The following is a 14,706-nucleotide window of genomic DNA, read 5'->3' on the forward strand; positions in this document are numbered from 1 at the left end:
CCGGCATTATGACGCTGGCCCGCCGGGCGGCGGCAAGACCCATCTCGGCACGGCGATCGGCCTGGCTCTCGTCGAGAACGGTTGGCGCGTTCTCTTCGCGCGCACCACTGATCTGGTGCAACGGCTGCAGGTCGCGCGGCGCGAGCTGGCGCTGGAGTCCGCGATCGCCAAACTCGATCGCTATGACCTCCTGATCCTCGACGACATCACATATGTGAGCAAGGATCAGGCGGAAACCAGTGTGCTGTTCGAGTTGATCGCCGCCCGCTACGAACGACGCTCGCTGCTGATCACGGCCAATCAGCCATTTGGCGAATGGGGGCGTATCTTCCCGGACCAGGCAATGACGTTGGCTGCCATCGATCGTTTGGTCCACCACGCCACGATCCTCGAGATGAACGTCGAAAGTTACCGTCGAAAAGTTGCCCTCGATCGCAAGCGCGGTCCAGGCCGGCCACCTGTTCACACGACCCCCAACGAACTCGACAAGACTGTGATTGACGCTGGCAGCGCCGCTTGATTGTCGCGCAGCGTCAATCAACGCTTGCCAAGTAGGCGGCCAGCGTCAATTATCTCCTGACTCGGCCGCCTCGTCTCATCTTGATTGACGCGCCGCTCTCATCCTGATTGTCGCGCTATACTGGCGGAACTGGCAAGAGCTTCACCACGATAAATCTTACGAACGGGCGGGCCGTCCTGGCTCCGAGATTTCGAGCCATGCCGACTAACGGTGGGCACCGAAAATAGATGAGATCTTGGGACTTCGAGTGAACGCCGCGCACTTCAAACGAAAGCTCACGCATCTTCAGTGCTTCCGCACAATTCCATATTCGAGGCGGGCGCCGTGATGTTATCAAAGCCGGCCAGAATTGACGAACATCAACCCGCTTTGCTGCATGTAAGCAGCTCCGTCCTTTTCAGCGAGATTCCTGATGCGACGTGTGTCAGCTTCAAGATACTCGCACCCTTTCCGGTGCAGATGGTCAATCCAGTATTCTGACGTCTGCAAGTTGACGTGGTGATACCCGATTTGCCCAGGAACGGCATGGGTCATCAGGATGTATTTGCCACACGTGAGACTGAGGAGGACATTCTCCAGGTATCTTTCGTCAATGTGCTCGACGACCTCTTGGCAATGAACCAAGTCTGTTCGAGTGACGATCGGGGCTTGGGTAATATCCTGCTGAAACGCCGGGTAAGTTGATTTTTCAACGCTCTCTGGAAATCCATCGGTCGCCAACACCCTGAGACCGGCTTTGTGAAAGTAATGAGCAGCGTTTCCACATCCACTGCCAAGGTCCAATACCGATTGAATACAAAATCTGGAAATTACGTAGTCCCATACCAAGGGACAGTAGGTGAAGGGATCGCCAGCCTTGATACTTCCGCCAAGATGCGGCGTGTTTTGGTCTGCAGCGTTTTGCAGTCCGCGATATGTAATGGGTTCCATTTTCAGCATCCAACTCAAAATGAAAGTTTGATACTCGCAATAAGCGGTTGCCGCGTCTAGAGCTTCCTTGGCCTCCACCGGCATTTCGGCGGAACACAGCCAGTAGCGGAGGAAGTGAGCAGATTTGCAGCGCCGGAGCACGCACGATTGATTCCGCGCTCGTTGGGCGCATTGCGACTATCATCGCGGGCGATCGGATCTGCATCGGGCTACTGTTTGTCGTGGGCGCGCAGTCGCTTGCTCACCGGTATGTCTACGGAGCATCAAGCGAGAACGTTGTGCAGATCCCGCAAACAAGCATGGGCGAAAAAGACAACTTCGCTCCACGCGTTGGCCCAGGTCACCTTAGAAGCTCTTGAAGCCGACGGGGCAAAGCCGGCGAAGCCTGCAGTTTTTTGCAGCTATCCGTCCAAGCCTCCAGATATTGCTCGAGCGGGATGGCGCTGCGGCCACCCCATCGATTCAGCGCGCCAAGCGCTTCAATGCTGGCAGGGTTGCGTTCATATTCTTCGAGGATGAAGAGAGATGCCGCCTGTGCAAACGCGTTCAGGCAGGGATCTGCCTCCAACGCGGCACGATGCTGCCTGAACCAAGCGCTGGGGTTCTTTGAATTACCTTGTTCAGTCGCCAGTTTTCCGTACCGCTCGACAGCATTTTGTCGATAGACCGCGACGGCGGCGCCAAAACCGCTGTCATCCCTGAACGGAGGATCGCGCGACCAGTTATCCGCCAACAGGGCGAGTCCTCGGAGCGTAAAGGCTTCTACCAGCGACTCCTCCAGCCATTGGCTGGGTGCTGCAGGTTTGGCATCCGGTCGCCATGAGTTGGATGTAACGTGTCCCAACTCGTGACCAAACTGATAGGCGAGCCTCGACCAATCCCGTTCCCCAATGTCGACGACAATCCAGGCAAAGTCGGTTGTGTCCTTGTGAAGCCAGATCGCGGGAGGGCCGCTGGTGCGCTCCTCAACGCGCAAGCGGTCGGGTTGGTCGTTTGAAACAAGCCGAAAACCATCAAGGCAAGCAGCACGCATCCGCTCAACAACTTGCAGAGCCGCATGCGGGATCATGCGACCCCAATCGCCCGCGAGTTCGATTGGAGCGGCGCGGAGGCCTGCACCTGCACCATGATCGGCTGTCGAAAACATGGAGCACTATCCTTCGGGCTATCACAACTTCAGCACCTGGCGCTGATTACACAATGATATTGTGATCAGAGCAATGCGCAATATCGTCCCGCTCGCGCGGCGGCGTGGAATCAGCGCCCAAGCCCGCGAGGCTGGCGCGGGTGCGTAATTTGAGGTCCGTCGACGCCTGCTTTTAGTGTTCGGCCTGTTCTCACGTTCAACCCATGTCCGCTATCCGGCGTATTGCAGACCCAAACCGGACTGGCCATGTGTGAAAGTCGGTTGTCGGCCTCGGCTTACTTCGTCTCTGGAGGGCAGGCCATATTGCTCGGCGCGTGCCTCTGCCAATTTCCTGTATGCCGCGGCCTGTTTTAGCAGCTCTGCTTTGAACGCTTCGTTGTGCTCCGAGGCCGCGAGTTTCTCAAACTCAACGGCGCGCTCCCGTCGGACCGGCAGCAATCGGGTCAGGTCAACCCTGGCAATCGGCCGATGATCCGCCTTCGGAGCCCGGTGTGTCAATTACATCGGCTGCACGTCGTGACGCGAATGATGGACAACGCGACATTCCGTTCTGAATCTGCCCAGGTGATTGCCAGGCGCGCCTTGGGATCGCAAATCGGTCCGGTCAGACCAGCCCGTTTGCGCGAATTAGCAGTGAGCCGATCATGTCGTCGGAGGGCCTTCGAAGTGCGCCAATCCGCTTAGCGAGATCAGCAGTTAGGACAACACCGTTGCCACTTAGTGCACAAAATGTCGCACGGACTGCGCATCGGGTGTAAACAGTGGCCCAGTACAAATGAGGTTGTGCTTAATGAACTAGACTAGAGGATCGCTCCGTGATTTGGGAGCGTTCTGATTGCGTTCGTACACCGTCACATATCCAGGTGAGGTTGCCATGCACGCCAAACTCTTGAAAGCGCGTTTCGGCCTTCTTTATTCCCTTATTGCCACCGTTGTTCTGCCCTCAACTCAAGTCTCCGCGGGTGACGAGGCATTCATCGTCCTGCCCGGCGAGCCGACTCGCTATAGCGGACAGCAAGGTCGAGAGGGGGATTTCACCGAACTATTGGCCACGGCTGATAAAACTGGGGGGCAGCTCGGCTATTTTCGTCAGACCATCGCACCCAAGAGCGGTCCCCCTACACACCTGCACGAAATGGAAGCTGAGTTTTGTTACGTTGTGAGCGGTCAGTTCAACTTTAAACTGGGCGAACGCATTGTGAGCGCGCCCGCCGGCGCCTTTGTGTTCATTCCTCATCACACTCCGCACACGTTCCAAAACGTCGGGACGGAGCCCGGTGTATTGCTGTTTGGTGTGACGCCCGGTGGATTCGAGAAGATGTTGGCGGAGCGGCAAGGTGTCGATGCCGAAACGAACCAAAAGCTGATGGCGATGCACCACATGAAAGTCGTGGGTCCGCCTCTTAGGTAAGCGCCCACCATTGAGTGTTCCCCCCGTGAGGCCGCAAGCCGCGTGGTTAGACCAGGGCGTTTGCGCATATCAGCAGTTGGTTGACCTGCTCGCGAAGAGATCGACGACCGCGATCATGTGCTCGACCAGCGGATCAGCTCGCCGGATCTCGGTCGTGAGATCCCATCCTCCTGGACGGCAGCGTCCGCGGCGATCTCGGCCTTGACCGCGGCCCAATTGCCGCGTCTCGTCAGAGGCGCGTTTAAGGCCGAGCGTGGTGGCGGCGAAATAGCCTCGGTGAGCGGGCGCTCACGCCCGCTCTGGCGTCGGCTAAGGGTGGTCAAAAGACGACATCGGCGTGCGCCGCGTTTGTCCTCTCTGGGCCACGAGCGGACCTGGGCGCCATCGGCTGAGTGGATGAATCCGTCACCTTGCGAGAACTCAGGGAACAAGCACCGCTGGCAGTGGTCCTGTTGGCTGCGGTACAAACTGATTCTGCTGCGCCCGAGCCACCGCCAGGATCGCCAATGCAATTGCGAGGACCGCCAAGAGTCTGGCCATCAATCAAATCCGCTGAAAATCTTGTTGGTACGTGCGAGATGATCGTAGCTTTGCGCTCCTTTGGAACGGCCATCGTTCGATGGCGACTAGGATCGACCGGTCCCAATCAATGCATACAGGCTGAAGAAATCAGCACTGTGAACATGTCGACGTCGAACTCGTTCTCCAAACTCTTTCCGAACCGCCTTAGCCATTTATCCTGGGCCAGGTAGGCCAACTTCTCGCGGGCCTGTGGGCAATCAAATTTGAGGTTTCCAAGATTCTGAAGGTGATGGACCATTTCGTGTACCAGGACCGATTGGTCCGCCGGCGAAGTGCCGCCCCAATCATCAGGAAGCAGGATCGTTCTCGTTTGGTTGTCGTACAGTGCGACAACCTCGCGCTGAGTTAGTTGCCCATCGTTCATGAAGCGTTGCGAAGAAGCACGGTCCGTTGCACGCAACCTCGCAAGTTCCATCTTCGACGCAAATTCAACAACGGGACGTTCTTTGATGGCAGGCAGATCGAAATTCGATGAGAGCCAACTCACAATGTCATCCAACAAGTCTTCCGTAGGTTGAGCTGCATCAGAATGCAACGAAGCCGAACGCGATTCGGTGGGCGCGCTGCGCTCCAAAGCATATTCGCAATGGGCTCTAGAGGATGTGGCTAACAGGGAGGCTATCGCCGCGACCAAGAGGAATTGTTTGAACATGACCCTCTCCTCGGAGGCTGTTCGAAAAACAAACTCTTCAAAAAATCAGTCGGCAGTTGAACGGCTGGAAACATAGCATTTCGCTTGGCGACGCCGTTGTGAGCTCATTCACACCCAAAGGAGGCACAACGCCGGTCACCGAATATGCTGGCGAGCGGCGTGCCTTGTACCTTACCGGGACACCGTCCGGCCGTTCAGCAGACGACGTAGCCGCCCACGCATTCCGGGAGCTTCGCCGCGCTACTTGGGAGGAATGGCGCCCAGAGGGTCCGATCGAAATTGATTGCGTGGAAACCATCATTCTTTGCCAATGGACGGCCTCATAGATCGTAATTTGCGTCGCTTGTTTTCGCTGCAGGCGCAGAAAAAGCTTGATCGCGAAGCGAAGGCGAAGGCGAAGGTCGCTAACACCAAGGTCACCTGAAGCAGTCTACTTTCGAACATGAGGGCGCGAGGCGAAATACAATCTAAGATAGAACACGAAAGGGACCTAACAAATTGCATTTTGTCCAGTTGCAACGAATGAGGGTGTTTTGACGAAATGAGTATATCAAGCGACTGAAATTGTTGTGATATCGACCGTCCCAGCGCGGCGCATTTGGACGCTGCCCGACTCTGATCAGATTATTTAACCGCTCGTTTCGGCAGGAATAGACGCGGCCCGCGCGTGCCTAAGCTATTCTTCTAGTTCGCCGTCAGCACTGCATCGACGCGGCGGCTGTTTCGTGCGCTGATGATGATCGCGCCGTTGCGGGTCGCAAATTTCGCACCGACGAGCCGCGGCACTTTCTCCGTCAGCGATGACGGCAGCGGAATCATTCCGCCGGTGATGGGATCGCCGACGTTGACCGGCGGCCCGCCAGCGCTGGCCGAAGGCGCCGCCTTGATGTACTCCCTGACCAACTGAATCTCTTCCCGCGAGAGGTTGAGCGCGGCCTGTTGGGCGGCGGCGTCAAGCGCCTTCCTTTCTGCCTCCGCCTTGTCTTGCGCGGCTTCCTGCTGGGCGGCGTCGCGCTTCGCGGTTTCGATCTGTTCGAGTCTTGCGAGCCGTTCCCGCAGCGGAACCAATTCCCGGCGCAGCGTGGCAACGTCCGACTTCAGGGTGGAGCTCTGACCGAGCGCAATCGCTGCGGCAACGCAGGCAACGACCGCGATTACGCTGAGACAGGCGACGGCGAACCCTGTCACGCCAACCCGATCGCCGGCCTTGCGATCTGCCATGCCGTCCGAGGAACGCCGACGCCGCCGGCGAGCGAACTTCGGCATGCTGCTGGCGAGCAATCCGACGAGTCGCGATAGCCGGGAATCGCTTCGGGTCGTCTCGTGAATCGAGCCAAAGGCCGGCTCGAATACGATTGGAACATCGGCGCGTGGTTCGGGTGCGGGATCAATGTCGTCGGTCCGGTCGACGACAGCACTGCTTAGCGCATCGTGCGTGTCGGCAACAACGGTGTCCGGGCGCTCTTGCCGTTCATTGGATTCTTGCTCGATGCGCTGCCGTTCGCCACGTGAAGCTTCGAGCGAGTGCCATAGCGAGAGGCCGGAGTCGGTGATCTGCAGACCGGCGTCATTGATCGAAGCCAATCCGGCTTCGAAGACGTCAGCGTCGCCCAGCTCGGACGATCGCCTCACCTGCGCAGCTCCATCGCCGCCTGCGATCATGCGCTTGACCTCGCGGCTGACCTCCTCAAGTGGGATCCGTTGCTCGGGCCTTGCGGCCAGCACGCTCAGGATCGCCAGATTGAACTTCATGCGGCGCCTCTCGATGCCTCATCAACCGGTCGCGCAGCCGTTGCTCTCCCGTGCGGGCGATTTGCGAGCGCCAGCGAACGTCGAAGCGGATAGTCAATGCCGGCATCGACGTCCATCAGTCAGAGAGTCGGGCGAGTGTAACGGCTCGCGCATAGGCAAACAATCCGCCGTCAAGCATGCAACAGACGGATAAGTCCGCCTAGGGAGGGGCGGGGCAGGTTCGCGTGGCCGAAGCACGCCTCAGAGAAATTCGCGCAGCCTGGAGAGCTCGAGCACATGCTCCGGCGACAGCACCTCGGGGACGAGGGGAGGCTGCGACTTGGTCCGGATCTCATAGAGGTGTCGCGTCTTCTCAGGCTTGTCCATGAAATCGCGAATGCATTGGTCGAGCGTCCCGTTGACGACCATATAGGGTACCCGATCCTCTCGCTTGGCATTGTTGAGAGACGGCCACTTGTAAAGCGAGGCCGTGGCCTGAAAGTCCACCTGATGAGCGTGATCGTTCATTTGAGGATATCAACCCCAAAGAGCTTGTCCGTCAATGAACGGAGGCCGACAGACGCGCCGATACGCGAACGATCGACAAGGCGCATTGACGGACTGACATCCGTCATGCCGCACGCCAGCACAATCATAAATTCCGGATACATATTGTTCTTGTTTTGTTCTGGTGTCAATCTTCGCATCTGGGGTCGACCAATTTCGGTCGGGGGCCGGGGTGAACGGCTTGAGATGGCAACGGCAGCGACGATCCTTCACGCCGACCTCGATGCATTTTACGCGTCGGTCGAGCAGCTGCTTGAGCCTATGCTGAGAGGCAGGCCGGTCGCCGTCGGGGGCGGGGTTGTGCTTGCCGCGTCCTACGAGGCCAAGGCCTTCGGCGTGCGTGGCGGCATGTCGGGACGGGAAGCGCGCGAACTGTGCCCGCAGCTCATTTTTGTCGGCGGGCATTTCAGCGACTACCAGCGGCTGGGTGATGCGGCCATCAAGGTGATCGGCGATTTCACACCGCTCGTCGAGCGCATTTCGATCGATGAGGCGTTCGCCGACGTTGCCGGCTGCACGCACCTGTTCGGAACGCCCGCCGAGATCGCCGCGGCGATCCGGCGGCGCGTACGCACTGAGCTCGGTTTGCCGATCTCGGTGGGCGTCGCACGCACCAAGCATCTGGCAAAGGTCGCCTCGCAAGTCGCAAAACCCGACGGGCTTGTCGTGGTTGATCCCGACGCCGAGCTGAAATTCCTTCACGAATTGCCGGTTGAACTGATGTGGGGTGTGGGGCCGGTCACCCGGACGCGGCTGGCGGCGATCGGTGTTTCGACAATCGGACAGCTTGCCAAATTGTCCGAACGGTCGTTGGCAAGGTTGCTCGGTCCCGCGGCGGGCGAGAAGCTCGCAGCCCTGGCCTGGAATCGCGATCCACGACAACTCAAGCCGCACCGCCGTGCGCGCTCGGCAGGAGCACAATCGGCGCTTGGCCGAAAGCCGGCGATCGAGCAAGTCATTCGGCCAACGCTGCTTCATCTCGCCGACCGCGTCGCCACGCGGCTTCGGGCAAAATCCCGGCCTGGACGTACCGTGACGGTGCGCGTTCGTTTCGCCGACCTGAAGTCGGTGACACGGTCGATGACGCTCGATGCGCCGGTGTGCACGACAATGATCCTCGCCCGCCTCGCCGGAAGTCTGGTACGCGCTGCGCTTGCTGACCACCCGGGCGAGAAGATCATCTCGCTTCTGGCTATCTCGGTGTCGCACCTCGAGGAACACTGGGATCTTGCTCTCGACCTCCCGCTCGGACTGGCCGATGAAGCACTTCGCCCTGGAAGTCCGCCGGGGATGGCCCGCTGGGCGGCAGACTGTGCCATCGACAGGATCCGCGATCGCTTTGGCTGGGACGCGATCGGATACGGTTCGGCGGCGCTGGAGGCTGTTCGTTCGGTCCCCGATGAATTTCGCAAGCTTGCCGAGAAAGACCTCTAGAATTCGTGATTCACTTTCTCGTCAGTCCATTAACAAAAGGCAATTTGGAATCGCGCCCTTGTGAGTGGTGACCTCGCGCACTCGGCCTATTCTGGGGATGCGGAGGACAGCCATGAAGCACAGCGCCGAACTGATCCAGACCATGCGCGATGCGTTGGACACGGTCATGGCCAGCGTTCCTGCGGATCAATCCGTTTTCGGTCTCAAGGCGGCCGTTGCTGAATGCATCCTGAGAGCCGCCGCTCACGGCCAGACGTCGTTCGACGGACTTGTCACCTCAGCGTCCAATCAGCTGCAATCGATCATCTCGATGCTGACCTAGGAGATCAGGTCGCGGCCAGGCCGTCCGGAGAAATAGCTCGAAGGGCAGGGGATCGCACCGCCGAGAAACTGATCTAGCTAGCCGCAAGCAGTCTACAACCTTGATGTCGACGCGGTGACTGAACCTGATCGGCTTTCGTCGCGGCCCGCGGTTGTGCTGCCTTGTAGCGATCGATATCGCGCTCAGCGTCGGGCACGCCTGGCCTGCGCCGTCGTTGTGCTGGCCGGGCGTGGCGGCCGAGCAGTCGTTCATCCGGCCCATCTGGATTCGTCGGCTCCCGGATGATCGCGTGACCTGCACCAGCATGTCGAGCGCGCGCCGGCCATGGCCCTGCCTTGGGGGGCGCTCGCCGTGAGGCCAAGCGGCCCGGCTCGTACGATCCACGACACGCGGCAGCAAGGCGTCGCGCGTGGCACTGCCCGGGATTCCGCTCCATTGCGCGGCCTCAGCCCCAAGCCCCATCGGGTCTCCGAGGAGCGGGGCACGTCCTGCGGAGCTGAAAACCCCCGTCCAACCGCGAAGCCATCCGTTGACAATCGACCCGGATGGTAGAATTATAACATAAATAGTTCGGAAAATAACACGATGTCACCATCGTAGCAGCGATGGGCGGAGTGGGAGGAGAAGGTGGAGCCGTCTGGTTCGGTTGCAGCACAACCGACGCCGCCGCTTGTGCTGGTCAACGGCATCAACAAGCGCTTTGGCGGCGTGCGCGCGCTGCGCGACGTCAGCCTCGAGGTGCGGGCCGGCGAGGTGCATGCGCTGCTGGGCGAGAACGGCGCCGGAAAATCCACGCTGATCAAGATTCTCAGCGGTGTTCATACCTTCGACAGCGGCTCAATCGAGATTGCGGGCCGGCGGGTGGCATTCGACAGTCCAGCAAAGTCGCGCGAGGCGGGGATCGCCGTCGTCTATCAGGACCTCAGCCTTGTTGAGTCCTTGAGCGTAGCCGACAATCTGCTGCTCGGTCGTGAACCACGCACCCGTTTCGGCTTCGTCAGGAAGCGCGAATTGATGGCACAGGCCGAGGCGTTCCTGACGCAGCTTGGCATCCCCCTCGATATCAAGGCCACCGTCGGCTCGCTGCCGTTTGCCTATCGCCAGATGACGGAGATCGCGAAGGCGCTGATGGGCGAGGTGCGGCTGCTCATTCTCGATGAGCCGACGTCCTCGCTGACATCGGACGAGGTCCGCATCCTGTTCGAAGCGATCGGCAAGGTGACGCGCCGCGGCGTCGGCGTGATCTATGTGACGCACCGGCTGAATGAAGTCTTCGAGATTTCGCAGCGCGTGACCGTGCTGCGCGACGGCGCCAATGCCGGCACCTTCGTCGCCGCCGATACTGACATGAAGCGGCTGGTCAATGCCATCGTCGGCATCGATCGGGCGTTGCCGGTGACGACGAGGACCGAGCCGCAAGCTGCCCGCGCCTTCGAAGCGGCTCCGGTTCTGTCGCTGTCGAATGTCTCCAATGACCGGATGCGTGCTGTCGACCTGTCGGTCCTGAAAGGCGAAATTCACGGGCTGGCCGGATTGATCGGCAGCGGGCGTACCGAGATTCTCGAGACGATCTTTGGGCTCCGTGCCGTCGAGCATGGCACGTTGCAGATCGACGGCCGCGATTGACTGCCAAAGAACCCGGCGGATGCGATCGATCGCGGAGTAGCCCTGGTGCCGGAGGATCGCCACGTCCAGGGCCTGGTGCTCGACCATTCGATCGAGCGCAACGTCACCCTGTCGCGGCTGCCTTACTTCTCGCGTTGGGGCTGGATGCAGCAGGCCGCAGCTTCCAGGCGCGTGGAGACCGCGATTAGCAGGCTTGCAGTGAAGGCGCCGGGCGCGTCGAGCCTGGTCAGGACGCTCTCCGGCGGCAATCAGCAGAAGGTGGTGTTCGGCAAGTGGAATGATCCGAGGCCGCGCATCCTGCTGCTGGACGAACCCACGGTCGGCGTCGACGTCGGCGCGCGCGAGGAGATCTATGCCGTGATCCGGCACGCCGCTCGCGACGGCACCGCTGTGCTGGTCGTGTCGTCCGATCTGGTCGAATTGATCGAGCTCTGCGACCGCACCTCGGTGATCGTTGACGGCTGCGTCGCCCGCACGCTTGTACGCGGCGAGATCGACGACGCCGAAGAGCTCCACCATCTGCTTCAACTGTACCAGGCGTCCGGCCAAGGCGTTTTTGACAAAGCCGCATTGCACGAGTTGCCCGCATGACCGAACTGACTGCCCCCAACGTCGTCGCATCGCCGACGAGATCCGACCGCCGCCGCAAGCTGCTGCAGAACCTGTTGCGCGGCGAGCGGCCCTACATGCTCTACATCGCCTTCGTGATCCTGCTGGTCGTGTTCAGCCTGTCATCGCCCTGGTTCCTGTCGGTCCAGAATTTCCTGAATATCGGACGGCAGACGACGCTGGTGTCGATTATCGCGGTCGGCATGACCTTCATCATCATCGCGCGCCAGATCGATCTGTCGGTGGCATCGACGCTGGCCCTGTCGGGGATGGCGGCTGCGCTCGCGATGAGCCAGATCAGCAACAGCTGGATCGTCGGCGCCGCCGCCGGGCTCGGCACCGGTGCGCTGGTCGGGTTGCTCAACGGCATCCTGACCACGCAGCTTCAGATCCCGTCCTTCCTGGTGACGCTTGGCACCCTGAGCATGGCGCGCGGACTGGCGATGATGGTCACCAACACCAAGCCGGTCATCATCACCAACGAGACCTATTTTGCGATCTTCGGCGAGGGGTCTTTTCTCGGCATCCCCGTGCCGATTGCCTGGACGCTGGCGGCGATGATCGTCGGCATCCTGCTGCTGCACTACAACGTGTTCGGGCGGAGGATCTACGCCGTCGGCGGCAACCCGACCGCGGCATTGTATTCCGGCATCAACACCAAATGGGTGACGACGGCGGCCTTTGTTCTCACCGGCACGCTGGCCGGCCTCGCAGCGCTGGTGCTCTCCGCGCGTTCGCATGCCGCGCGGCCCGATGTCGTGCAAGGCATGGAGCTCGACGTCATCGCAGCCGTCATCCTCGGCGGCTGCAGCCTGTTCGGCGGACGCGGCTACATCCTGGGGACGCTGTTCGGCAGCCTGATCATCGGCACGCTCAACAACGGTCTCGTGCTGCTCGGTGTCAGTTCGCCGATGCAGCTCGTGATCAAGGGCGCAATCATCGTGGCCGCGGTGGCCTTCACCAAACGCTAGTCGAGGTCGAACGCAGCGCATGAGGCTCGGAATCATCGCGATGCACGGGTAGGGGCAAGGTCGCCGGCCCTCGGTCAATCGGCGACCAAAATGGGAGGAAACAATGAAGCCAATCTTGCGACAAAGTGTGCCGCTGACCATGCTGATTGCTGCGACGGCCATCTCGATCGCTTCCTCGGCCCGCGCCGAAGTCCCCGCAACCTGCGTCAAGGGTGTTGACCTCGCGACGCTCGGGCCGAAATCGATCGTCGGCCAGGGACCGCATGGCGAGAAGGCCGCCTCACCCGAAGTGCTCGCGCTGTCGGACGCCGATGCTGCCAAGATCAAGGAGAAGCATTTCAAGGTCGGCATCTCCATGCAGACTGTCAACCTGGACTGGTCGCAGCTCCAGATTCAGGGCATCACCGACACGCTGAAGAAATACGGCGTGACGGTGACGGGCGTCGCCTCCGCCGAATATCAGGTCGACAAGCAGATCGCCGATATCGAGAATACGATCCAGCAGCATCCGGACGGCATCATCTCGATCCCGGTCGACTTCACCGCGACCGCGCCGACCTACAAGAAGATCGCCAAGGCCGGCATCAAGCTGGTGTTGATGGACAGCATCCCGACCGGCCTGAAACATCCCGAGGAATATGCCGCGATGGTCTCGGCAGACAGCCAGGGCAACGGGCTGATCGCAGCCCAGATCCTTGCGTCCTGCGTTGCGCAGGGCGGCACCATCGGCCTGGTCAATTTCGGTGTCGACTATTTCAGCACCAACGAGCGCACCAAGGGCGTGCGCGAGTGGATGAAGGCGAACCGGCCGGACATCAAGCTGAAGCAGGTCGATTTCACCGACCCGCCGAAGGTCTCGCAGATCGCCGGCGACTTCCTTACCGGCAACCCTGATATCAAGGGCCTGTTCGCGGTCTGGGATCAGCCGGCGCTGGATACGCTGAGTTCGATGCGCGCTCAGAGCATCAACATCCCGGTCACGACCGTTGACCTCGGCCTGCAATCGGCGATCGAGATCGCCAAGGGCGGTCCGTTGAAGGCGACCGGCTCGCAGCGTCCCTATGATCAGGGCGTCGCCGAGGCACTGGCGATGATGAATGCGCTGCTCGGCAAGGAAACGCCCGGCTGGATCGGCGTGCAGTCGCTGCCGGTGACGCAGTCGAACGTGCTGGAGTCCTACAAGACGGTGTTCAAGAAGGAGCCGCCGCCCGAACTGATGGATGCCTGCAACAAGGCCAAGCCTGCCTGCAACTGAGCCTTGACCCGCGATGCGCGGTTTTGCGAGGCCACGCATCGCCGACCAGCCTGATCCGGGCGAGCCAGCCCCCGTTCGGATCAGGTTGCGCTCGTCACATACTCGACAGGAAGGCTGCGGAAGTGCTTGCGCATGTCTGACGGCACCGAGCCGCCGACGATGATCCGCGAAAACGCGCTGACGTCCGAGAAGAAGGCGGGCTTGAGACTGCCGAGCTTGCTGGCATCGACGACCAGAATGCTTTCCATCGCGGTGGCGATCGCAGCCTGCTTGATCGCGACCTCGTGAAAATTGGAGCAGCTCGAGCCGCGGGTCCAGTGCAGGCCTCCGGCGGAGATGAAGGCCTTGTTGATCCCGAGCCGCCGCAGATAGGACAGCCCGTCGTCGGACGAGAACGACTGCGATGACGGATGATAGAGCCCGCCCATCAGCATCACCTGCGTGGCCGGTCGCCGCGTGACGATCGTCGCCACATTCATCGAATAGCAGATCACCGAGAGCGGCAGATCCTCGGGCAGGCAGTCCGCCAGCGACTGCATCGTGGTGCCGCAGTCGATGAAGATCGTGTCGCCTTCCTTGATCGATGCCGCCGCCGACCGGCAGGCGAGCAGCTTGTCCTGGGTGTGCTGATCGATCTCCTGCTCGAACGTGTACTTGATGCCGGTCGGAGACGCCGCGTTCACGACGTAGCCGCCGAGCAGGGCGAGCGCAGCCTCCGGTCCGGCGAGGTCGCGCCGCACCGTCATCTCGGACACCTTGAGCAGCTCCGCGGCATCCTTCAGGTGCAGCGCGCCGCTGCTTTCGACAGCGCGGCGCAGCCGCTGCAGGCGCTGAACGCGTGTCTCGCTGGGTCGTGCGTTCGGTGTTTCAGCCATTTTGCTCACCGAGCTTGCTTATCCGGTTGACAATGATCTTACAATGATGTGAGTTTAGCAACGACAATATGTTG

Annotated in this window: 13 protein-coding genes and 1 pseudogene; 8 read left to right on the forward strand and 6 right to left on the reverse strand. The window is 60.6% G+C overall.

Annotated elements, in window-relative coordinates; all coding sequences use genetic code 11:
- Positions 1–16: 16 nt before the first annotated feature.
- Positions 17–520 (forward strand): annotated as a pseudogene (locus V5279_RS17000) (ATP-binding protein); the annotation flags it as partial.
- Between the two features lie 333 nt (positions 521–853).
- Here V5279_RS17000 and V5279_RS17005 read toward each other — a convergent pair.
- On the reverse strand, positions 854–1,528 hold the full coding sequence (locus tag V5279_RS17005; RefSeq protein ID WP_338699217.1) for a class I SAM-dependent methyltransferase: 675 nt from the start codon (positions 1,526–1,528) through the stop codon (positions 854–856).
- 262 nt (positions 1,529–1,790) lie between these two features.
- On the reverse strand, positions 1,791–2,597 hold the full coding sequence (locus V5279_RS17010; RefSeq protein WP_338699219.1) for a hypothetical protein: 807 nt from the start codon (positions 2,595–2,597) through the stop codon (positions 1,791–1,793).
- 874 nt (positions 2,598–3,471) lie between these two features.
- On the opposite strand from V5279_RS17010, the gene V5279_RS17015 reads away from it, so the two are divergent.
- Positions 3,472–4,008 carry a cupin domain-containing protein gene (locus V5279_RS17015; RefSeq protein ID WP_338699221.1) on the forward strand — a complete coding sequence of 179 codons (537 nt, stop codon included), beginning with the start codon at positions 3,472–3,474 and terminating at the stop codon, positions 4,006–4,008.
- Positions 4,009–4,654: 646 nt separating this feature from the next.
- On the opposite strand, the gene V5279_RS17020 is transcribed toward V5279_RS17015, so the two are convergent.
- From V5279_RS17020 to V5279_RS17030, 3 genes are all read right to left on the reverse strand, one after another.
- On the reverse strand, positions 4,655–5,242 hold the full coding sequence (locus V5279_RS17020) for a DUF6647 family protein (protein ID WP_338699223.1): 588 nt from the start codon (positions 5,240–5,242) through the stop codon (positions 4,655–4,657).
- 684 nt (positions 5,243–5,926) lie between these two features.
- Positions 5,927–6,994: a hypothetical protein gene (locus V5279_RS17025; protein ID WP_338699225.1), complete on the reverse strand. Its 1,068-nt coding sequence runs from the start codon at positions 6,992–6,994 to the stop codon at positions 5,927–5,929.
- Between the two features lie 240 nt (positions 6,995–7,234).
- Positions 7,235–7,360, reverse strand: a complete 126-nt coding sequence (locus V5279_RS17030; RefSeq protein WP_338699227.1) for a hypothetical protein — start codon at positions 7,358–7,360, stop codon at positions 7,235–7,237.
- Positions 7,361–7,375: 15 nt separating this feature from the next.
- Here V5279_RS17030 and dinB point away from each other — a divergent pair, with 15 nt between their 5' ends.
- The 6 genes from dinB to V5279_RS17060 all read left to right on the forward strand — a co-directional run bounded on the left by dinB (position 7,376) and on the right by V5279_RS17060 (position 13,757).
- On the forward strand, positions 7,376–8,974 hold the full coding sequence (gene dinB, locus V5279_RS17035) for a DNA polymerase IV (RefSeq protein ID WP_338699229.1): 1,599 nt from the start codon (positions 7,376–7,378) through the stop codon (positions 8,972–8,974).
- A 112-nt stretch (positions 8,975–9,086) separates the two neighbouring features.
- The gene (locus V5279_RS17040; protein ID WP_165123139.1) at positions 9,087–9,296 is read left to right on the forward strand and encodes a hypothetical protein; all 210 of its coding nucleotides are present in this window, start codon (positions 9,087–9,089) and stop codon (positions 9,294–9,296) included.
- 627 nt (positions 9,297–9,923) lie between these two features.
- Complete coding sequence (locus tag V5279_RS17045) at positions 9,924–10,922, forward strand: sugar ABC transporter ATP-binding protein (protein WP_338699235.1); 999 nt, start codon at positions 9,924–9,926, stop codon at positions 10,920–10,922.
- Between the two features lie 24 nt (positions 10,923–10,946).
- Positions 10,947–11,513, forward strand: coding sequence for an ATP-binding cassette domain-containing protein (locus V5279_RS17050; protein ID WP_338701232.1), 567 nt, complete (start codon positions 10,947–10,949; stop codon positions 11,511–11,513).
- Positions 11,510–12,502 (forward strand): ABC transporter permease, encoded by a 993-nt coding sequence (locus tag V5279_RS17055; RefSeq protein WP_338699237.1) that lies wholly within the window; start codon positions 11,510–11,512, stop codon positions 12,500–12,502. Before V5279_RS17050 ends, V5279_RS17055 begins: the two co-directional genes overlap by 4 nt.
- 103 nt (positions 12,503–12,605) lie before the next feature.
- A complete protein-coding gene (locus tag V5279_RS17060) occupies positions 12,606–13,757 on the forward strand; it encodes a substrate-binding domain-containing protein (protein ID WP_338699239.1) in 1,152 nt (383 codons plus the stop codon).
- A gap of 80 nt (positions 13,758–13,837) precedes the next feature.
- Here the strand turns inward: V5279_RS17060 and V5279_RS17065 are convergent, their stop codons facing one another.
- Positions 13,838–14,632, reverse strand: a complete 795-nt coding sequence (locus V5279_RS17065; protein WP_338699241.1) for a DeoR/GlpR family DNA-binding transcription regulator — start codon at positions 14,630–14,632, stop codon at positions 13,838–13,840.
- Positions 14,633–14,706 lie beyond the last annotated feature (74 nt).

It is taken from the genome of Bradyrhizobium sp. 26S5, from assembly GCF_036923295.1.
GTDB lineage: Bacteria > Pseudomonadota > Alphaproteobacteria > Rhizobiales > Xanthobacteraceae > Bradyrhizobium > Bradyrhizobium septentrionale.